Source organism: Actinomadura sp. 9N215 (genome assembly GCF_044326345.1).
GTDB lineage: Bacteria > Actinomycetota > Actinomycetes > Streptosporangiales > Streptosporangiaceae > Spirillospora.
In genome coordinates this window covers 166,492-186,707 of record NZ_JBIRBA010000007.1, presented here as the reverse complement: position 1 = coordinate 186,707, position 20,216 = coordinate 166,492, and the positions used below count along the sequence as shown (strand labels likewise).

The following is a 20,216-nucleotide window of genomic DNA, read 5'->3' as shown; positions in this document are numbered from 1 at the left end:
CATGAATGTTGATCTCGTCGTGGCCGGCAGCGGCCTGTTCGGACTGACCGTCGCCGAACGATGCGCGGCCGACCTGGGGCTCCGCGTGCTGGTCGTGGACCGGCGCGGCCACATCGGAGGCAACGCCTACAGCGAGGACGAGCCGGAGACCGGCATCGAGATCCACCGCTACGGCGCGCACCTGTTCCACACGTCCAACGAGCGGGTGTGGGAGTACGTCAACCGCTTCACCGCCTTCACCGGCTACCGGCACCACGTGTACTCCCGGTACCGCGACCGGATCTACCCGATGCCGATCAACCTCGGCACCATCTGCGAGTACTTCGGCCGTGCGTTCAGCCCCGACGAGGCGCGTGCGCTGATCGCGGAGCAGGCCGCCGAGGTCACCGACCCGGCGAACCTGGAGGAGAAGGCGATCTCGCTGGTCGGACGCCCGCTGTACGAGGCGTTCATCCGCGGCTACACCGCGAAGCAGTGGCAGACCGACCCGCGTGACCTGCCCGCCGAGGTCATCACCCGGCTGCCCGTCAGGTACACGTTCGACAACCGCTACTTCGGCGACACCTACGAGGGCCTCCCGGTCGGCGGGTACACGCCCTGGCTGGAGCGGATGGCCGACCATCCGAACATCGAGGTGCGGCTCGGCACCGACTTCTTCGACCTGCGCGACGACGCCGTCGGCAACGTCCCGGTCGTCTACACCGGCCCGCTCGACCGTTACTTCGACCACGCCGAGGGCGACCTCGGCTGGCGCACTCTGGACTTCGAGCTGGAGGTCAAGGACACCGGCGACTTCCAGGGCACACCGGTGATGAACTACGCCGACGAAGACGTCCCCTACACGCGGATCCACGAGTTCCGGCACTTCCACCCCGAACGCCGCGACCGGTATCCCGCCGACCGGACCGTCATCATGCGGGAGTACTCGCGGTTCGCCGCGCGCGGCGACGAGCCGTACTACCCGATCAACACCCCGGCCGACCGGGAGCGGCTGCGCGCCTACCGCAAGCTGGCCGCCGCCGAGGACGGCGTCCTGTTCGGCGGGCGGCTCGGCACCTACCAGTACCTCGACATGCACATGGCCATCGCCAGCGCGCTGAGCATGGTCGACAACCGGCTGCGTCCCCATTTCGCCGACGGTTCGCGTCTCGACAGCGGTCTCAACGGTGGTCTCAACAGCGGAGGTGTGGACGAGTGACCGACCAGCGTCACCACGACGAGGCCCCAGCCGAGGGGCAGGACGCCGCCGGACGCGACCTGCGCGTCCTGCAGCGCGTGATACTCCCCGCTGACCGCGACCTCGACATCCTCAAGCTGTACGTGGAGGGCGAGATCGGCCGCGGCGCGGAGGCCCTGGCGGAGGAGACCGCGGTGGAGACCGCGCCCGGCCTCGTCGAGGCGGGCGCCCGCGTCGACGACGTCGGCCGCCGCACCGTCGTCGTCCCGGTCGGCAGCCGCGTGTCGTTCGCGACGTACTTCAACGCCTTCCCCGCCGCGTACTGGCGCCGCTGGACGCACGTGGAGGAGACCGTCCTGCGGATCCGGCTCCGCGGCCACGGGACCGTCATCGTCTACCGCTCCAGCGCCAAGGGGCACGCGCACCGGGTCGCGTCGGTGACGGTCGACTCCGAGTCCGCCGTGAGCCGTTCGTTCACCCTCCCCCTGAAGCCGTTCCTCGACGGCGGCTGGTACTGGTTCGACGTCGTCGCGGGCGAACGCACCGCCGTGCTCGAACGGGCGGAATGGTGCGCCGGGGTCGAGCGGGTGCGGCAGGGCACGGCGAGCATCGGCATCACGACGTTCAACCGTCCGGCGTTCTGCGTCGACCAGCTCATCGCGCTCGGCGCGGCGCCCGAGGTGCTCGACGTCGTCGACGAGATCCTCGTCATCGACCAGGGCACCGACCGCATCGAGGACCACCCCGCTTTCGCGGCGGCCCGGGACGGGCTCGGCGGCCGGCTCCGCGTCATCGACCAGGGCAACCTCGGCGGCTCCGGCGGCTTCGCCAGGGCGATGGACGAGACCGTCCAGGCCGGCCGCAGCGACTACGTGATGCTTCTCGACGACGACGTGGTCACCGAGAGCGAGGGCATCCTCCGCGCGGTCGCGTTCGCCGACCACGCGAAGACGCCCACCATCGTCGGCGGGCACATGTTCAACCTGTTCGTCCGGTCGCAGCTGCACGCCTTCGCCGAGACGATCCAGCGTTACCGCTGGTGGTGGGGCCCGGCGCCGCACACGTTCGCGGAGCACGACTTCGCCGAGGAGGGCGGCACGCTGCGGGACACCCCGTGGCTGCACCGGCGCGTCGACTCCGACTACAACGGCTGGTGGATGTGCCTGATCCCGGTGGAGACCATCGGCAAGATCGGGCTGTCCATGCCGATGTTCATCAAGTGGGACGACGCGGAGTACGGCGTCCGCGCGCAGGAGGCGGGATTCCCGACCGTGTCGCTGCCCGGGGTGGCGGCCTGGCACGTCCCGTGGCAGGACAAGGACGACGGCATCGACTGGCAGGCCTACTTCCACTGGCGCAACCGGCTGGTCACCGCGCTGCTGCACTCCCCGTACGAGCGCGGCGGGAACCTGCTCAAGGAGTGCTTCATCATCTCGGTGAAGCACGCGCTGGCCATGCAGTACTCCACTGCGGAGCTCATCGCCATGGCGCTGCGGGACGTCCTGGCCGGGCCCGGGCACATGCACGCCGGGATGGTGACGAAGGCGCGGGAAGTCCGCGAGCTGCGGGCCGGGTTCCCGGACGCGCGGGCCGGCGAGGACATCGAGGCGTTCCCCGGCGTCCGGCGCGGCAGGCCGCCGAAGCGTGGCCGCAACCCCGCCCCGCCCAAGGGCCGTTCGAAGGTCATCCAGACGGCGTTGAGCGGCGCCCTCCGCCATCTCGGCCCGGTCGACGAGGACGCGCTGCGCAACCCGCAGGCGATCGTCCCGCACATCGACCGGCACTGGGGGATGCTGTCGAAGTTCGACAGCGCGCTCGTCTCGTCCGCGGACGGCACGAAGGTGACGTGGTACCAGCGCGACCCGAAGCGCTTCCGGTCCATCATGAAGCGCAGCGGGCTGCTGCACGCCAGGTTCACCCGCGAGTGGGACGACCTCGCCGCGCGCTACCGCTCCGCCGCGGCGGAGCTGGCCTCCCCGGAGGCATGGCGCGAGACGTTCGACGCCGCCGGCTCGGCGACCGGACGAGGACCCGGCGAATGAGCGGACGGACGAGCCGCGAGTGAGCGGACGCACAGGCGGCACCCCGGCCCTGGCGAGCGGCGGGGACGTCCTTCCCCCGCTCGTCGCGCCGGGCGAGGGCGGCGGACTGCGGCATGTCGTCAAGGATCGCTACCTGCTGCGGCGGCTGGTGCGCCGGGAGCTGAAGGCCCGCTACAAGGGGTCGCTGCTCGGCCTCGGCTGGTCGTACGTGCGTCCGGCCGTGCACTTTTCCGTCTACTACTTCGTGGTCGGCGTCTTCCTGGGGATGGACCGCCACGTCGAGCATTTCCCGATCTACTTGTTCTCCGGGATGGTGCTGGTGAACTTGTTCACCGAGACCGTCCACGCGTGCACCCGCTCGGTCACCGGCAACGCCGCGCTGATCAAGAAGGTGTTCCTGCCGCGCGAGCTGTTCCCGGCCGCGTCGCTGCTGGTGTCGCTGGTGCATTTCCTGCCGGGGTTCGGGATCGTGCTGGCGGGCGCGCTGGCGTACGGCTGGCGTCCGTCGCCCGCCGCCCTGGCCGCGGCCGTGTTCGGGTTCGCGGTCGTCGCCGTCCTCGGGCTCGGGCTCGGGCTGCTGTGCGCCGCGGTGAACGTGTTCTTCCGCGACCTGGAGCAGGTCGTGGACATCATGATCGTCGTCATCACCTGGTCGGTGCCGATGATCTACCCGTGGACGCACGTCCGCGACGAGGCGCCGGGCTGGGTGCTGGAGGCGTACCTGGCGAACCCGCTGGTGTCGGCGGTCAGCCTGTTCCAGCGCGCCTTCTGGTACCCGGGGACGGGCGGCGACTTCGCGTTCCCCCCGCACCTGTACGCGCGCGCCGCGATCTCGCTCGCCCTGGCGGGGCTGGTGTTCGCGGTGGGGAGCGCGGTCTTCGCCCGCGCCCAGCAGCGATTCGCCCAGGAGCTGTAGGACGTGACCGACTCCCGGCCCCCCGAACCCGCCGCCCTGACCCCGGAGCCCAACGCCCGGCCCGCCGCCCACGCCCCCGAATCCATCGTGATCGACTCGGTGAGCAAGCGGTTCACCCTCCGGCACGCCCGCTCCATCAGGGAGATGACGATCCGCGCGCTGCGCGGGCAGCCGCTGTCGGAGAGGTTCAACGCGCTGGAGGACGTGACCCTGACGATCCGGCGGGGCGAGACGGTCGCGCTGATGGGCCTGAACGGCTCCGGCAAGAGCACCCTGCTCAAGCTGATCTCCGGGGTCATGCGCCCGGACTCCGGCTCGGTGGCGGTGCGCGGCCGGATCGCCGGGCTGATCGACGTCGGCGCCGGACTGCATCCCGACCTCACGGGACGCGAGAACGTGTACCTGAACGCGGCGATCCTCGGCATGTCGGAGGCGGAGATCACGCGGAAGTTCGACGCGATCGTCGAGTTCTCCGGGGTGGAGCGGTTCCTGGACAACCAGGTGCGGTTCTACTCGTCCGGCATGTTCATGCGCCTGGCGTTCTCCATCGCCGCGCACACCGAGCCGGACGTCTTCCTCGTCGACGAGGTGCTGGCCGTCGGCGATCCGCCGTTCCGGGAGAAATGCCTGCGCCGCATCCGGGAACTGCGCGGGGAGGGGCGCACGATGGTGATCGTCGCGCATGACATCCCGATGCTCACCCGGCTGTGCGACCGCGGTGTGACGCTCCGGCAGGGCCGGGTGGTCTTCGACGGGGACCCGGCGGAGGCGGGCCGGCTGTGGCGGCAGGACCGGCAGGCGCGGCACGCGGACCTGCGCACCGGCAAGGCCTGAGCAGAATATGGCCGGATGTGGACATAGGGTCGGCGAGGGTTGTCCGATCTTTCCCGCAGGTTGGCGTGGTGACCGAATTGGCGGAGGGAGTCGGGCATCTGGGGGCCTGTTCCATTGAATGAGACGCGGGGACGCGGCAAGCTCTTTACCCTGTGCTGTGTAGACCGACGTAGGAAATCAACCCGGCCACCCCCAGGCGTTCCACTCATTCCCGCGACTCCAGGGGTCTCTCGACGTGACGGAGATGGCGAGCGAGTCCGCGATGGCGCGACTCACACAGCCCGACCGCGTCTATGTGGGCTGGCGCTACGCGCAGGTGCACCCCGACCCGGGGCCGCCTCCCGGGCGTCCTGAGCAGCCCGGACGGACGCCTGTCCCGGCTCCGGCGCGGCGTCCTGGCGAGCACATGGCGGCGAGCCCGCTGCGGATCGCGTTCGGCGGGACGCTCGTCTTCGTCGTCCTGTTCCTGCTGTGCGGCGCCGTCGGCGTGATCCCGTGGACGTTCGCCGCTGTCGCGCTGCTGGCCTTCACGATCATCCTGGGCATCACCGGCGGCGCGCTGTGGCGGGACGAACGGACCGTCCGGGAGCGGATCGCGCGCGAGCGGGACGTGGAGGAGCGCGAGCGGGCCGTCCGTGAACGCGAACTCGACGCGGCCGAGAAGGCGTACGCGAAGGCCAGGTCGGACTGGGAGCGCCGCAGGTCCGCCTACGAGGGGCAGCGCGAGTGGTATCCGGTCGCCGTCCCGCCCGGCGTCGACAGGGTGGACGTCGTCGGCGGCACGCTCGCCGGATGGTCCGCGGCCGTCACGACGATGGGCGCGGCCCGGCTGGCGGTCGGGGCCCGGCTCACCGTCATCGACCTGTCCGAGGGCGCGGTCGCGCACGACCTGCTGCGGCTGGCCGCCGACCGCGGCGACGACCCCCTCGTCTGGGTGCTCCCCAGCGACCTGCCGCGCCTGGACGTCACCCGCGGCCTGAACCCCGAAGCGCTCGCCGACGTGCTGTCGCTGGTCGTCGGCGCGGGCGAGGAGGAGGGCGGCACCCGCGACCTGTCGTTCGACAACTCGATCCTGGAACGCATCATCGACGTCCTCGGCCCGGACGCGACCATCCCGCGGATCACGGCGGCGCTGCGCGTCCTGGCCCAGGTCGGCGACCCCCGTGACGACCTGCGCAAGGGCCTGCTCACCGACGATCAGCTGGAGCGGATCGCGACGCTGTTCGGCCGCGACGCCACCGACCGGATCGTCGTCCGCCGCGCCTGGGCCCTGGAGGCGCAGCTGCGCAAGCTGGAGAAGCTCGCCACCGAACCCGTGCGGCTGCCGCCGTCCCGCCTGCACGTGGTCTCGATGGACAGGCGCGCGGGCGTCCTGACCAACCGGATCCTCGGGACGTACGTCACGACCGCGCTCACCCACCGGATCAGGGAGGCCCCGCCCGGCGGCCGCTGGGACCACACGCTGTTCCTCTGCGGCGCCGAGAAGCTGCGCGGCGACGTCCTGGACCGCCTCATCGACGCCTGCGAGGCCACCGGGACGGGGCTCGTCCTGCTGTACCGGTCGATCCCGGGCCACGTCCGGGAGCGGCTCGGACGCCGCGGCCACGCCGCCGTCGGCTTCATGCGGCTGGGCAACCCGGAGGACGCCCGCGTCGCCGCCGAGCACATCGGCGCCGGTCAGCCGCTCCTCGTCGCCGAGATCACCGATTCGGCGGGCGAGACGCTGTTCGACGTCGCGGGCGAGACCTACGCCAGCACGGTCGCGTTCGCCCGCCCGAGCGGCGACGGCCTCACCGACCCGGTCTGGTCGCCGCTGCCCGCCCCCGCCGCCGACGACTCGGCCCTCGTCGAGGGCATCAGCTCCGCGACGGCCTGGGGCCGCACCGTCGCCGGCCGCGACGACCGCGACACCAACGGCAAACAGCGCTTCCGCGAGCTGATGGTCGAGCCGCCCCAGCTCCAGGAACTCCCCCCGACCGCGATGGTCTTCACCCATTCGGGCACGACGGGCCGCCGCATCCTCCTCGTCGACGCCAACCCCGGCATCATCACCCTGCCGACCGCCCACTCGATGGAGTTCGAGGAATACCTCCGCGAACAGGAGACCCACGCCCGGGTCGACGACGCCGCTCCCGCCGAGGCCGCGGCCCCGTCCCCGGCTCCCGCCCCGGTCCCCGAGCCGGCGCCGACGCCGGCGACGCGGGACGTCCCCACGCCGCGCCTCCTCCAGCCGTCCCGCGCCCGCCACGCCCTTCCGCGCGGCGCCGCGGCCCCGCGTCCCGTCCGGATCGTCCCGCCCCTGAAGCCCAACGGCCGCCACAAGGCCGACCCTCCGTCCTCTTCCTGAATGCGCATTGGCGCGAGGGCGGGGGAGGGGAAAGGATGCTGGGGTGACGCCGTCCGCTGGTTCGCCGCCTCCTGGAACGCCGCCCTACCGAAGGGGGCCGGGCGCGCCGCCGGGGTCCCCGCCGCTGCGGATGCGGGGCGCCGCGGAGGCGGGGGACGAGTTCGTCCTGCCGGGGCCGTGGTACCGGATTCAGGCCATTCCGGTGCCGCAGCGGGAGGCGTCCGCCGAGTGGGACTTCGTCAGCGTGCTGCCCGCGGCGTTGTCGGCGGCGCGGCTGGGGCGGCCGTTCGTCGTCGGGTGGTTGTCGGCGGGCGGCGGGGCGCCGCTTGAGCTGATCACCAACGCGGGCCCGATCAGTGGGGTGGGAGACGGGCTGCTGTTCCCGAGCGGCGCGCGGGGAGTGCCGATCGGCGACGGATGGCTGCGGCAGGCCGAGCGGATGGCGTGGACGCGCTGTCCCGGCAGGCTGGCCCCGCAGGTCGGACGGGCCGACGCCGGCCCCGGGCTGTTCGAGGCGACGCTCGTCACGCTGATGGAGCGGCCGTTCGGCTGGTTCGTGGTCGCCGACCCGTGCGACGAGCGGCTGATCGACACCGAGATGCGGGAGTTGCATCACGAACTGCGGATGCTGCGCCGCGGCGAGGACGAGCAGGCCAGGCTGGCCGTCGCGCGCGCCGATCAGCGGCTCGCGGAGCTGGACGCGTTCCGCGAAGCGGGGCTGTGGCAGGTCAGGGTCGTCGCCGGGGCCGCGACGCAGGCGGAACTGGGGCAGATCGCGCCGGTGCTCGTCGGGTCGATGGAGCTCGGGCACCACCCCTACCGGCTGCGGTCGGGGCAGGGCGGCGGGTCGTTCGCCGGTTCGCTGCGGCCCGGCGCGGAGGCCGCTCCGGCGCGTTCGGTCGTCGAGCCGGACGAGCGGTTCCCGTTCGTCGCGACCGCCGGCACGCTCGCCGCGCTGGCCGGTCTGCCGCGCCGCGAGGTCCCCGGGCTGCGAGTGCTGGACGCCGGGTACTTCGACGTCACGTCCGAGACCGACGGGCTGCCGTCCGCGCCGGAGGAGGCGCAGATCGAGCTCGGCGCGATCCTGGACGGCCAGGACCGGCAGGTCGGACGGCTCACCGTGCCGCGCTCGACGATCAACCGGCACGTCTTCGTGACGGGCGCCACGGGCGCGGGCAAGTCGCAGACCGTCCGGCATCTGCTGGAGCAGCTGACCCGCGCGGGCATCCCGTGGCTGGCGATCGAGCCCGCGAAGTCGGAGTACGCGGCGATGGCGGGACGCATCGAGGACCTCGGCGGACCGGTCACGGTCGTGAACCCGTCCGATCCGGGGTCGGTGCCGCTGTCGGTGAACCCGCTCGCGCCCGAGCCCGGCTACCCGGTGCAGGCGCACATCGACATGGTCCGCGCGCTGTTCCAGGCCGCGTTCGACGCCGAGGAGCCGTTCCCGCAGATCATGGCGCAGGCGCTGCAGCGCGTGTACGAGAACAACGGGTGGGACGTGGTGACGGGCGGGGGCGTGCCAGGGTCGCTGATCGAACCGGCCGTCCCGACGCTGGAGCAGCTGCAGAACGCGGCGCTCCAGGTCATCTCGGACGTCGGTTACGGGCGCGAGCTGATGGCCGACGTGCAGGGCTTCGTCGACGTGCGGCTGCGTTCGCTGCGCATCGGCTCGGCGGGACGGTTCTTCGAGGGCGGCCACCCGGCCGACATCGGCGGGATGCTCCGCGACAACATCGTCCTCGCCATCGAGGACGTCGCCAACGACGAGGACAAGGCGTTCCTCATGGGGACGCTCATCATCCGGATCGTTGAACATCTGCGCATGCGGGAGCGGGGACGCGACCGCGCGGACTCCTCGTGGGAGGACGCCCCTCCGCGCACCCCGAAACGGGCGGGCGGCCCGGCGCTGCGGCACGTCATCGTGATCGAGGAGGCGCACCGGCTGCTCCGCAACCGCGGCCCGGAACGCACCAGCTCGCACGCCGTCGAGCTGTTCGCCGGGATGCTCGCCGAGATCCGCGCGTACGGCGAGGGCATCATCGTCGCCGAGCAGATCCCGACCAAGCTCGTCCCGGACGTCATCAAGAACACGGCGCTGAAGGTCGTGCACCGGCTGCCCGCGTTCGACGACCGGCACCAGGTCGGCGCGGCGATGAACCTGGACGACGACCAGTCCCGCGAGGTCGTGTCGCTGCGCCCCGGCGTCGCCGCCGTGTTCGCGGACGGGATGGACCGTCCGCTGCGGGTCCGCGTCCCGCTCGGCGAGGGCCGCGAGGCGGAGCTGCCGGGCCCGCCGCCGCCCGTGGACGGCCGCCGCTCCGCCGCCTGCGGCTGCGAATGCCGCTCAGGACGGGCCTGCACGCTGTACGAACTCCGCGAGGCCGACCTCGTCGCCGGGCATCCCGACTGGGCGTGGCTGCGGCTGTGGGCGGACACGCTCGTGCTCGCGCATGTGGTGAACCGCCCGATGCCGTCCGTTCCGCTTGAGCTGGGACGCGCGTGGTCGCGGCTGGTTCCACGGCTGCGTGAGTGCGCGCTCGCGACCGTCCTGGAGGGTGCGGTGTCGCGGCGGTCGCGGGCGCTGCGGACCGCGTACCCGCCGTCCGAGCTGACCGCCGCCGTCGCGAAGGTCGCCGGGCAGCTCCTCGGCGGCGGCGCGGCCGGCACGGCGCCCGGCCCGAACTGGGTCGTCCCGCAGGTCAGATGGCTGCACGAGCTCGACCGCCTCTTCCCGTACGGCGGCGCCGCCCCCGACAAGCACGCCCCCGCCCCGCCGCTCGACTACCAGCTGCCCGGCCTGAAGCAGCCGCCGGACCCGAAGCTCGGCCACCGCCTCCGCGCGCTGCGCCGCCACCCGCTGTCGATGGAGCTCGAACGCAACCGTCCCATCGCCCTCACCGCGCTGTACGGCGACGATGACCAGGCGGGCTTCTACCAGGACCTGTCCGTCGTCGCGATCGGCGTCGACGAGGACGAGCAGATCGAGCTCGTCGCCGGGACGATGCGCGTCACCGAATGGCTGGAACCCGTCCTGAGCTGGTTCGACCGCTTCGTCGCCCCGTTCGAGGACCCGTCCACCGGGCTGCCCTTCCTCACCCAGCCCGCAGACGGCGAGTGACGCCGCGTTTCGGGTCGGGTGGTGCCGCGTTTCAGATGTCGTTGGCGGTGCGGGCGGGGAGCCCGGCTTGCTGGGCGATCGGCGTCCAGTAACCGATGAACTCGCTCTTGGCGTCGCTGGCCCGCTGGTTGACGTCCACGACCTCGCCGTCGGACGGGCAGCCCGGCGCGCCGTCGAGGTAGCGCTGGTTCGACTCGGAGGACGCCTCAAGCGCGCGGACGAGCGCGTCCTTCATCTGGGTGCCGTTCTCCAGCGCGGTCACGTCCAGGGCGCGGGCCTTCTCCAACTGCGAGCGGCGGGCGTCCAGGACGCGTTGCAGGCCGCTCCGCTCGCAGCCGCCGACCACCACCGTGCCGAGGTCGGACCGTGTCGTGCCCATCTCGGCCAGCAGCGCGTCGACCGCCTTGGCCTGCGCGTCGAGGTCGCCGCCCGACGCCTCGCTCTCCGGGACGACGTCCTGGCTCTGCTGCGCGGACGGCCCGCCGCCTCGGGGATCGGCGGACTTGCCCGACCCGCTCGGCCAGAACACGATCCCGAGCGCCAGCCCGAGCAGAAGGACGACGCCCGCCGCGGCCAGGAAGTACGGGACCCTGCTCTTCTTCGGCGGCGCGGGCGGCTGCCAGATCGCGGGCTCGGACCATGGCTCGGGCGAGAGCTGCGTCGTCTCCTCGCCCCCCGGCGGCATCGGCGTCGTGTAGTCGGACGGCGGCGCCGGGACGGTGTAGCCGGGCGATGGCGCCGGAGAGGTGTAGCCGGGCGGGGACGCCGGGGTCGTGTAGTCGTCGGGTCGTGGTGGCTCGGGAGTCGTCTCCCACAGGACGGGGCCCTGCGGCGCCGCCGTCCACGGAGGCGTCGACGGTGCGTCGGGGGACGTCGCGTCACCGCCCGGCGGTGCGTCGGGGGATGTCGTGTCATCGCTCGGAGGCGCGGCGGCGTCGAGGGGCGTGCCGCCGGGAGGCGAGCCGTCGAGCGGCGCGTTGCAGCGCGTGCATCGGGGCAACGCCGGCGTGGTATCGCTTCCGCAGCCCGGACACCGCATGAGAGGGCCCCCTACCCGGTCAGGTTCAGACGCTGCCAAGATACTGGCGCCGTCACCGGGCGGGAACCGTCCGTACGAAGGTCGCAACCCGGTCGTGACCGGCCGTCACACCCTCCGCCAGCTCCGCTGCGGCTGGCCGGTCTTCTGGGCGACCGGATTCCACAGGACGACGAACCGCTTCTTCGCCGACGTCGCCCGCCTCTCGATGGCCGCGCGTCCGGGCACCTGCGCGGCGCTCGGACGGGGCTTGCCGCGGCAGCCGCTCTGGTTCTGCTGCGCCCACCGCAGCAGGACTTGGTCGACCTGCAGCGACGCCGTCAGCGCCTGCGTCAGCGAGCTGCGGAGCTGCTCGCCTTTCGCCAGCTTGTCGACCTGGAGGTCTCTGGTGCGGTTCAGCTGGTTCTGGCGCTGCTGCGCGACCGTCTGGAATCCCTGGATGGCCTGCGGCAGCGTCTTGCACTTCCCGGCCCTGCCGAGCGCCCCGGCGAGCACGCGCCGCGTGCCGACGCTGTCGTTTAGCACCGCGTTCATCGCCGCGGCCTGCTCCTTCGTCGCCGCCGGGATCGGGTTCTTCTCCGCGACCTGCTTGTTGGACGGCGACGGGTCGGGCCCGGTGTTCGCGGACGGATCGTCCCCGGACGGCCACGCCACGAACACGATGGACCCGACCGCGATCGTGACCAGCGCCGCGACGGCGGCGATGAGCGGCTTGCTCGGCCCGCCGCCGCCCGGACGCCCGTCCCCGTGCCCCGGCTGGTAGCCGCCGTACGCGGGGTCGCCCGGCCCGGCCGGTCCGGGCTGCGCCATCGGCCCCATGGGCATGCCGCCTTGACCCATGCCGACCTGGCCCATGGGGGGCGTGCCCATGGGAGGTGGGCCCATGGGGAGGCCGGGGTCCATCCGCGTCTGGTCGGGGTTGGCGCCGAAGCCCATCGGTGTTGGCTGCGCGCCGGGCATGCCGGGATTCATCGGGCCCGGGCCGGGCGCGTACTGCGTCGCGTCGGCGTCCATCATGGTGGGCGGCGTCGCGGGCTGCTGGCCGCCGACGACCTGGGTCGCGTCCGCATCCGCGGCGTCGGGCTTGCGCGGCTGCGCGAACCACGAGTCGGGGACGATCGACTCCGTGCGCTCGGGCAGCGGCTCCAGCCCGAACGCGCTGGGCGCGGGGTCAGCCGGACCTGCCGCGGGCAGCGCGGGCTGCGCACCCGACCACATGGGCGGCGCGGGTGCGCTGAACCCGCCGGACGGGTCGTCGTCCTCGTCGGGGTTGAACGTCCAGGCCGCGGTGTCCTCGGGGTCGACGGGCGGCAGCGGCGTCGACCCATGCTGCGCGGGCGGCTGCTGCGCGGGTGGCGCTGGCGGCTCGACCGAGAGCTGGAGCGGAGGCTGCGCGGCCGCCGGGGGTTCGGGCGCCGTCTGCGACGGCGACTGCCGCATCGGCTCCGACAGCGGCACCGGCGGTGCCTGCGATGACAGCGGCGACGGCGATGCCTGCGACGGCGGTGCCTGCGATGACAGCGGCGAGGGCGGTGCCTGCGGCGGCATGGCCAGGTCCGGCGTCACGGGAGGCTGTTCGCTCGGGGCCCAGGACGGCGTCGGCGGCGGCACCATCATCGTCCGTTCCCCGAACACGTCGGCCGTCCCGGCGGCGGGGGAAGCCGGGGGAGCCGCGGGTGGTGCGGACAGCGGGACCATCGGTCCGGTGTGGGGGGTGTGCGGGGGCGGGCCTCCGCTGGCGACGGGACCGACGGAGTACACGTCGATCGGCGCCTCACAGTGCGAACACTTGCCGAGCGTCCCGGGCGTGTCATTACCGCACGTCGGACACTGCATCGCTCAGACCTCGCCTTATAGCCGCTTTGCCCACGCTTGCGATCGGACCCGCCGTCCCGGCGGGCGACGCCTCCCCGCGAACCAGCAGGGCTCCCGACAAAAGTAGTGGGTGACGCCGTTCTCGGACGCGTGGTTGGGAATCTGGCACACCGCCGTCGGAGGACGCACCGAATCACGACATGTCGGTACTGGTCAAGATTGTCCGAGTTGGTTTACCCGGCCGCCCTGTGATGATGGTCACATGATGCCGGGCCGCGATCCGGGAGTCCCGGAACCCCGTCCGGCGAGCCCTGAGCGGTACGCAGCGGCTAGGCTCGGAGCGGTTTTCCGGCGTATCCAGAGAAGACGGAGTCCATGAGCGATCTTCCGCTGCGTTCGCAGCTGGCCGTCGCGCTCGGTCGTACGGCCGCCAAGATGTCCCGAATGGCGGGCCGCGGGGACGGCTCGGTGATCGGCGGGAAGGTCGGTCTCCGCCTTGACCCGGAGCTGCTCACCAGGCTCGCCAAGGACCGCAAGCTCGTCCTCGTCAGCGCCACCAACGGCAAGACGACGACGACCCGGCTGATCACCTCGGCGATGACGCCGCTCGGGGAGGTCGCCACCAACGCGTTCGGCGCGAACATGCCGACCGGCCACGTGTCCGCGCTCGCGTCCGCGCCGACGGCCCGCTACGGCGTGCTGGAGTGCGACGAGAAGTACGTCCCGATGGTCCTGCGGGAGACGGGCGCGAACATCGTCGCGCTGATGAACCTCAGCCGCGACCAGATGGACCGTGCCGCCGAGATCTGGCTGCTCGCCGGCAAATGGCGCCGCGCGCTCGAGGCGTCCCCGCAGAGCCACGTCATCGCGAACTGCGACGACCCGCTCGTCACGTGGGGCGCGTCCACCGCGAAGAGCGTCACGTGGGTCGCCGCCGGCCAGCACTGGCGTGAGGACTCCTGGTGCTGTCCCGAATGCGGCGGCCCCCTCGACCGGCAGGACACCGACGAGGACAGCGACTGGGCCTGCCGCCAGTGCCACTTCCGCCGTCCCCGCCCCGACTGGACGTTGCAGGGCGAGCTCGTCACCGCGCCGGACGGCCGGACGTTCGGCCTCACCGGCCTGTCCCTGCCCGGCCGCGCGAACCGCTCCAACGCCCTGATCGCGCTCGCGGTCGTCGCGCAGTTCGGCGTCCCGCCCGAGCAGGCGCTGCCGCTGCTGTCGCAGGTCACGTCGGTCGCGGGCCGCTACACCACGGTCGAGCACGAGGGCCGCTCGATCCGGCTGCTGCTGTCGAAGAACCCGGCCGGCTGGCTGGAGGCGTTCGACGTCCTGCAGCCCGCGCCCGGCCCGGTCGCGCTGTCGATCAACGCGCAGGGCCCGGACGGGCGCGACACGTCCTGGCTCTGGGACGTCGACTACCGCATCCTGCGGGGACGTCCCGTCTGGGTCACCGGCGAGCGCCGCATCGACCTCGCCGCCCGGCTGGAGGCCGCCGAGGTCTCGTTCACCGTCGTGGACGACATCGACCAGGCGGTCATGGCCGTCCCGCAGGGGCATCTCGACGTGATCGCCAACTACACCGCCTTCCAGTCCATCCGAACGAGGTACGGCCGTGTCGTCTGACCGCATCAAGATCGTCTGGATCTACCCCGACCTGCTCAGCACGTACGGCGACCAGGGGAACACGATCGTCCTGGAGCGCCGCGCGGCCCTGCGCGGCATCCCGACGCAGACGGTCAACCTCCGCTCGGACGAGCCCGTCCCCGCCGACGGCGACATCTACCTCCTCGGCGGCGGCGAGGACCGTCCGCAGATCCTCGCGGCGCAGCGCCTCGCGGGCGACGGCGGCCTCGCGCGGGCAGTCCAGTCGGGCGCGGTCGTGTTCGCCGTCTGCGCCGGGTACCAGCTCCTCGGCCACGAGTTCGGCGGCGAGGAGGGCCAGCCCGTCGCGGGCCTCGGCATCCTCGACATCCGCTCGGGACGCGGCGAGCAGCGCGCGGTCGGCGAGATCGTCGGCGATGTCGCGGGCGAGCTGAACGTGCCGCGCATCACCGGCTTCGAGAACCACCAGGGCGTCACGCATCTCGGCCAGAACGCCCGGCCGTTCGCGAAGGTCGTGCACGGCATCGGCAACGGGGACGGCTTCGAGGGGGCGTACAGCGGGCGCGTCCTCGGCACCTACATGCACGGTCCGGCGCTCGTCCGGAACCCGGGCCTCGCCGACCTGCTCCTGCGCTGGGCGGTCGGCCACGACCTCCAGCCCCTGGACGACTCCTGGGCCGGCCGCCTCCGCGAAGAACGCCTCAACGCCGTCGCGAACGCCTGACCCGACCGCCTAGTGCGGGCGGCCGGTCTGGGTGGCTACGGGGTGCGGACGTCGGGTACCGGGACGGGGCGTGAGCCGAGGCTGAGCGATTCGGCTCCGGCCACTCCGACCAGCGACGCCGCCACCGCCGGGCGGACGGGGATCAGCGGCGGCTCGCCCCGCTCCACCGTCGCCCGGAAACCTCGGAGCACCAGCACTGTGCCCTCGGCGCCGGGCTCGACCGTCTCCCCGTGGAGGGAGAGCGGGGGCGGCGTGCGCTCCTCTTCGTGGGGCGTGCCGTCCGTCCTGGTCCAGCCCTCCGCCCTGACCCGGACGGACCAGGACCGTTCCGCCGGTCCCCGGACCGACTCCGCCAGGGCCCGCGTCCCGCGCGCCGACACCCAGCTCCAATGGCTGCCGGGCTCCCCCTGGAGGAATCCGTGGCGCGTGATGGCGAGCGCCCCGCTGGACAGCCTGACCACCAGGACGGCCGCCGTTCGCCGGTCGGTCTCGTCCACGAGGTGGGCCGACACCTCCACGGGCCACGCGCCGGTCAGTGCCAGCACGGGCGAGATCGTGTGCGTGCAGTAGGCGGTCGCCGGGATGCGTCCGCGCCAGTGCGCGGGGTCGCCGATCAGCGCGTCGATGGCGCCGGGCGACATTCCGTGCAGGTAGTCGGCCTCGACCAGGGTGATCCCGCCCAGTTCGCCGTCGTCGGCGGCCTGGCGTATCAGGCGCACATGGGGGTGGAAGGCGTAGTTCTCGGCGAAGGAGTAGGTCGCGGAGGACCGTTCCACGGCCGCGATCAGCCGTCGCCCCTCCTGTTCGTCCTTGCAGGCGGCCGTCTCGGACAGCACGTGGACGCCGCGTTCCAGGAACGCGATCGCGAGCGGGGCGTGCTCGTCGAAGTCGTTGGCCAGGACGACCCCGTCCAGGCGATGATCCAGCAGGTCGCGCCATTCTGTGGTCAGGATGGCGCCGGGCAGTTCGGTGCTGGCCTCGTCGTGGCGCGCGGGGTCGCGGTCGCAGGCCGCGACGACGTCCATGCCGAGGCGGCGGCACCAGGTCGCCAGGTACAGCCCCATCTTCAGTCCCACCACGCCGATACGCATTCCTGCACCTTCGCGCAGCGGCGTTCAGCTGGGCAAACGACTTTCCGGGAGCATCACCGGCGACCCGGCGACGATTCGGCGATGAATTCGCGCCGGCACGCGAGTCATCCCCTTCGCACCGAGTTAAGGAGATGCTCATGGACTTTCCGCAGGGTGACGTGCGCCTGCTCCAGACCGACATCGCGCAGCGCCTGCTGCACTCGACCATCCCGGCGCGCCTCGCCTACACCGCGGTCGACGGGACGCCGCGCGTGATGGCGTCCTGGTTCACCTGGACGGGCGACGAACTGGTGATGGCGACGTACGTCCACTGCCCGCCGCTGGGCATGCTGAGTCCGGCGCGCCGCCTGAGGGCGCTGCGCGAACGTCCGGACGTCGCCGTCACGATCGACACCGAGCCGCAGCCTCCGGAGGTCCTGCTCCTGCGCGGCCGCGTGTCGATCACCGAGGTGGACGGGATGGTGCCCGAGCAGGCGCAGTCGGCCCGCCGCTACCTGGGCGAGGAAGGCGGCGCGGGCTATGTCGCCGCGGGCGAGCACCCCGAGACGCGCATGGCCCGCATCGCCCTGCGCCCCACGTGGGTCGGCGTCCTGGACTTCCAGACTCGGCTGCCCGCCATCATCACCGCCTGAACCGCGGACGACGCGCGGACCGCGCCCGGGACCCGGTCAGCCTTGCCGCTGCCAGGCGGCGAGGCCCTTCCGCATGTCGTCCGCGTTCATCACCGGCTGGATCTCGATCTTCGCGCCCAGCTCCTGGAAGAGCGGCTCAGCGATGGTCGGCAGCATCGAGCTGTCCTGCATGTCGAAGACCAGGGTGCAGGAGCGCTCGCCTTCGCTGGGGCCGAAATAGGCGGCCTCGGGCTTGAGCTGCGCCATCAGCGACTCCATGACCTCCGGCAGCCTCCCGCTGGTCAGTGCTTCGTTCGCGATCCCGATGTCCAGACGCGCCCTGAGCATCACCCTCATCGCACTGCCCCCCCGTGCGCCCGGGCCGGCGCGGCCCCGTCCGCGCTCGCTGGGACCCGGCGCTTTCGCGGTCAGTCCTGCCCCCGTGCACGGGGCGAAACATCGCGGGGGGCACGGCGCGGGATGGACGGAGTTGTAGCAGCTCAGACACGTTCCGATGCCGCCGCTGTGTAATGTCTGCCGCACACACCGCGACCAAAGGGGTTCCTCTACGACTTCGTATATGTTCTTATATACGGAGCTCTCAGCAAGGCGCGCTTATCGAGGAGGCGCTTCCGGATGCCCCGTACCCCCGAACCCCCGCCGAGCGGACCCGACCTCGCCCGCCACGACGCCATGATCCAACGGCACAAGAGGGTCGTGCTCGGCGCCGCGGCCACCACCTTCGTCATTTTCATGGCGTTCCCGATCCTCACCTCGTTCACCGGCGCCCTCGACGGCGTCGCGGACGGGATAGGAGCCGGTTACGCCGCCGGTCTCGCCGTGATCCTGCTGCCCCTGCTCGCCGCGGTCGCCTACCGCAGGTGGACGTCCCGCATCGAGGACGGGGGACCGCGGTGAACGGCACGGCGGTCTCCGTCGTCGCCGCGCTGATCGCGGTGACGCTGGCCCTGACGACCTACGCGTCCCGGCGGAACAAGAGCACCGAGGAGCACTACGTCGCCGGCGGACGGATCGGCGGCTGGCAGAACGGGCTCGCCCTCGCCGGCGACCAGCTCTCCGCCGCGTCCTTCCTCGGCATCACCGGCGCGGTGGCGCTGACCGGCTTCGACGGCTTCTACCTCGCCGTCGGCGTCCCCGCCGCCTACCTGCTGATGCTGCTCGTGATCGCCGAGCCGCTGCGCAACCTCGGCCGGTACACCCTCGCCGACGCCGTCGCGGCCCGCTTCGACGGCCGCGGCCTGCGCGCCTCGATGGCGGTGGCGAGCCTGGCGATCAGCGTCATCTACATGGTGATCCAGTTCGTCGGGGCGGGGCTGCTCGCCCAGCTCCTGCTCGGCGTGGACTTCCCGGTCGCGGTGATCGTCATCGGCGCGCTGATGACCGTCTACACCATCCTCGGCGGGATGGTCGGGACCACGTACATCCAGGTCTTCAAGGCCGCCGTGCTGATCGTCACGGCGCTGGCCCTGCTGGTGCTCGTGACGGCCGACTACGGCGGCAACCCGATCGGGCCGATGCGGGACGCGGCCGACCGCTTCGGCGACGGCGTGATCGCGCCGCACCAGGGCGGCCTCACCGCGTCGCTCGACACGGTGTCGCTGACGATGGGCATGGTGCTCGGCATGATGGGGCTGCCGCACGTCATGGTGCGGTTCCTGACCGTCAGGGACGGCCGCGCCGCCCGCGACTCCGCCCAGGTCGCGATGTGGATCTTCGGCGGGTTCTTCCTCGCGCTGCCGATCTTCGGGTACGCGGCCCTCAACGAGGTCGGCAAGGCCGCCATCGTCGCCGACAACAAGGCCGGCAACCTCGCCGCGCCCCGCCTCGCCGAGGCCATCGGCGGCAACCTGCTCTTCTCCATCGTCGCGGCGGTCGTGATGGTGACGATCCTGGCGGTGCTCGCGGGCCTGGCGATCGCCACGTCCGGCGCGATCGCCCACGACCTCTACACCGTCGCGTTCAAGCGCGGGCAGGTCTCGCCCCAGCGGCAACTCCTGGTCGGACGGTTCGCCGGGGCGAGCATCGCCGTCCTCGCCATCCTGATCGCGCTGTGGGCCAAGACGCTCAACATCGCGTTCCTCGGGAACCTGGCGTTCGCCGTCGCGGCGAGCACGACGATGCCGGTCCTGGTCCTGACGATCTACTGGCGGCGCTTCAACCGGACCGGCGCCGTCGCGGGCCTGATCGGCGGGCTGGTGGCGTCCGTCGGGCTGGTGCTGGTCGGCCCGGACGTGATGGGCGACTCGCACCTGTTCCCGCTGACCGTCCCGGCGCTGGTGTCGGTGCCGTTCGGGTTCCTGTGCGCCTGGACGGGCAGCCTCGCCGCCCGGGGCAACGCCGACGCGGCGGGCCACCCGTACGACGAACTGGCCAGACGCGCGTTCCCGGTCGGCGGACGGAGCCGTCCCGTCAGCGAGGCCCCCGCCTGACCGCACCGGCCGTCAGCACGACGTGACCACACCTGCCGTCGGCAGGACGTGGACGCACCGGCGGGCGGCAGGACGTGTTCGCGGCGGGTTCGTATGATCGCGAAATGAGCGTCGATCTGTTCGCGGGGATCCCGGTGGCCGACCATCCGGCGGCCTTGGCCTGGTACGAACGGCTGCTGGGGTCCCCGCCGACGTTCGTCGCGAGCGACACCGAGGTCGTGTGGGAACTCGCGGAGCACCGGTCGCTTGCCGTCGAGCACCGGCCCGAGCACGCCGGACACGCCGTCGTCACGGTCTTCGTCGGCGACTTCGACGCGCGCGTCGCGGGCATCGCCGGCCGGGGACTCGAACCGGCCGAGCGGGTGACCTACTCCAACGGCGTCCGCAAGGCGATCTACCGCGACCCGGACGGTAACGAGATCGGGTTCGGCGGCGCGCCCGCCTGAG

16 protein-coding genes are annotated in these 20,216 nt (G+C 72.4%); 12 read left to right on the top strand and 4 right to left on the bottom strand.

Annotation, left to right across the window (positions count from 1 at the left end; all coding sequences use genetic code 11):
* The first annotated feature begins 1 nt into the window (after position 1).
* From glf to ACH34T_RS14630, 6 genes are all read left to right on the top strand, one after another.
* A complete protein-coding gene (gene glf / locus ACH34T_RS14655; protein ID WP_395992634.1) occupies positions 2–1,198 on the top strand; it encodes a UDP-galactopyranose mutase in 1,197 nt (398 codons plus the stop codon).
* Entirely contained in the window at positions 1,195–3,219 is a 2,025-nt protein-coding gene (locus tag ACH34T_RS14650; RefSeq protein ID WP_395992633.1) for a glycosyltransferase, read from the top strand. The genes glf and ACH34T_RS14650 overlap by 4 nt, the downstream gene beginning before the upstream one ends.
* Before the next feature lie 19 nt (positions 3,220–3,238).
* Positions 3,239–4,135, top strand: coding sequence for an ABC transporter permease (locus tag ACH34T_RS14645; protein WP_395992632.1), 897 nt, complete (start codon positions 3,239–3,241; stop codon positions 4,133–4,135).
* A 3-nt stretch (positions 4,136–4,138) separates the two neighbouring features.
* A complete protein-coding gene (locus ACH34T_RS14640) occupies positions 4,139–4,969 on the top strand; it encodes an ABC transporter ATP-binding protein (protein ID WP_395992631.1) in 831 nt (276 codons plus the stop codon).
* Between the two features lie 244 nt (positions 4,970–5,213).
* Positions 5,214–7,316, top strand: a complete 2,103-nt coding sequence (locus ACH34T_RS14635; protein WP_395992752.1) for a hypothetical protein — start codon at positions 5,214–5,216, stop codon at positions 7,314–7,316.
* Between the two features lie 43 nt (positions 7,317–7,359).
* Positions 7,360–10,437: an ATP-binding protein gene (locus ACH34T_RS14630; RefSeq protein WP_395992630.1), complete on the top strand. Its 3,078-nt coding sequence runs from the start codon at positions 7,360–7,362 to the stop codon at positions 10,435–10,437.
* Positions 10,438–10,468: 31 nt separating this feature from the next.
* On the opposite strand, the gene ACH34T_RS14625 is transcribed toward ACH34T_RS14630, so the two are convergent.
* Positions 10,469–11,437, bottom strand: coding sequence for a hypothetical protein (locus tag ACH34T_RS14625; protein WP_395992629.1), 969 nt, complete (start codon positions 11,435–11,437; stop codon positions 10,469–10,471).
* A gap of 144 nt (positions 11,438–11,581) precedes the next feature.
* Positions 11,582–13,309 carry a hypothetical protein gene (locus ACH34T_RS14620; protein ID WP_395992628.1) on the bottom strand — a complete coding sequence of 576 codons (1,728 nt, stop codon included), beginning with the start codon at positions 13,307–13,309 and terminating at the stop codon, positions 11,582–11,584.
* A 354-nt stretch (positions 13,310–13,663) separates the two neighbouring features.
* On the opposite strand from ACH34T_RS14620, the gene ACH34T_RS14615 reads away from it, so the two are divergent.
* Together ACH34T_RS14615 and ACH34T_RS14610 are read left to right on the top strand one after the other, a co-directional pair.
* On the top strand, positions 13,664–14,914 hold the full coding sequence (locus tag ACH34T_RS14615; RefSeq protein WP_395992627.1) for a MurT ligase domain-containing protein: 1,251 nt from the start codon (positions 13,664–13,666) through the stop codon (positions 14,912–14,914).
* Positions 14,904–15,617: a type 1 glutamine amidotransferase gene (locus tag ACH34T_RS14610; RefSeq protein WP_395992626.1), complete on the top strand. Its 714-nt coding sequence runs from the start codon at positions 14,904–14,906 to the stop codon at positions 15,615–15,617. Before ACH34T_RS14615 ends, ACH34T_RS14610 begins: the two co-directional genes overlap by 11 nt.
* Before the next feature lie 35 nt (positions 15,618–15,652).
* Here the strand turns inward: ACH34T_RS14610 and ACH34T_RS14605 are convergent, their stop codons facing one another.
* Positions 15,653–16,708 (bottom strand): Gfo/Idh/MocA family protein, encoded by a 1,056-nt coding sequence (locus ACH34T_RS14605; RefSeq protein WP_395992625.1) that lies wholly within the window; start codon positions 16,706–16,708, stop codon positions 15,653–15,655.
* A 137-nt stretch (positions 16,709–16,845) separates the two neighbouring features.
* On the opposite strand from ACH34T_RS14605, the gene ACH34T_RS14600 reads away from it, so the two are divergent.
* Complete coding sequence (locus ACH34T_RS14600; protein WP_395992624.1) at positions 16,846–17,340, top strand: pyridoxamine 5'-phosphate oxidase; 495 nt, start codon at positions 16,846–16,848, stop codon at positions 17,338–17,340.
* 36 nt (positions 17,341–17,376) lie between these two features.
* Here the strand turns inward: ACH34T_RS14600 and ACH34T_RS14595 are convergent, their stop codons facing one another.
* Complete coding sequence (locus ACH34T_RS14595; protein WP_395992623.1) at positions 17,377–17,667, bottom strand: hypothetical protein; 291 nt, start codon at positions 17,665–17,667, stop codon at positions 17,377–17,379.
* Positions 17,668–17,955: 288 nt separating this feature from the next.
* Between ACH34T_RS14595 and ACH34T_RS14590 the strand changes: the two genes are divergently transcribed.
* From ACH34T_RS14590 to ACH34T_RS14580, 3 genes are all read left to right on the top strand, one after another.
* A complete protein-coding gene (locus ACH34T_RS14590; protein WP_395992622.1) occupies positions 17,956–18,237 on the top strand; it encodes a DUF485 domain-containing protein in 282 nt (93 codons plus the stop codon).
* Positions 18,234–19,769: a cation acetate symporter gene (locus tag ACH34T_RS14585; protein ID WP_395992621.1), complete on the top strand. Its 1,536-nt coding sequence runs from the start codon at positions 18,234–18,236 to the stop codon at positions 19,767–19,769. The genes ACH34T_RS14590 and ACH34T_RS14585 overlap by 4 nt, the downstream gene beginning before the upstream one ends.
* Positions 19,770–19,873: 104 nt before the next feature.
* Positions 19,874–20,215: a VOC family protein gene (locus tag ACH34T_RS14580; protein ID WP_395992620.1), complete on the top strand. Its 342-nt coding sequence runs from the start codon at positions 19,874–19,876 to the stop codon at positions 20,213–20,215.
* Position 20,216 lies beyond the last annotated feature (1 nt).

What these genes read in the sequence shown, in the direction of transcription:
- glf (WP_395992634.1), top strand. Translation starts at nt 2, where the DNA reads ATGAATGTTGATCTCGTCGTGGCCGGCAGCGGCCTGTTCGGACTGACC.
- ACH34T_RS14635 (WP_395992752.1), top strand. Translation starts at nt 5,214, where the DNA reads ATGGCGAGCGAGTCCGCGATGGCGCGACTCACACAGCCCGACCGCGTC.
- ACH34T_RS14620 (WP_395992628.1), bottom strand. Translation starts at nt 13,309, where the DNA reads ATGCAGTGTCCGACGTGCGGTAATGACACGCCCGGGACGCTCGGCAAG.
- ACH34T_RS14615 (WP_395992627.1), top strand. Translation starts at nt 13,664, where the DNA reads ATGAGCGATCTTCCGCTGCGTTCGCAGCTGGCCGTCGCGCTCGGTCGT.
- ACH34T_RS14605 (WP_395992625.1), bottom strand. Translation starts at nt 16,708, where the DNA reads ATGCGTATCGGCGTGGTGGGACTGAAGATGGGGCTGTACCTGGCGACC.
- ACH34T_RS14600 (WP_395992624.1), top strand. Translation starts at nt 16,846, where the DNA reads ATGGACTTTCCGCAGGGTGACGTGCGCCTGCTCCAGACCGACATCGCG.
- ACH34T_RS14595 (WP_395992623.1), bottom strand. Translation starts at nt 17,667, where the DNA reads ATGCTCAGGGCGCGTCTGGACATCGGGATCGCGAACGAAGCACTGACC.
- ACH34T_RS14590 (WP_395992622.1), top strand. Translation starts at nt 17,956, where the DNA reads ATGCCCCGTACCCCCGAACCCCCGCCGAGCGGACCCGACCTCGCCCGC.
- ACH34T_RS14580 (WP_395992620.1), top strand. Translation starts at nt 19,874, where the DNA reads ATGAGCGTCGATCTGTTCGCGGGGATCCCGGTGGCCGACCATCCGGCG.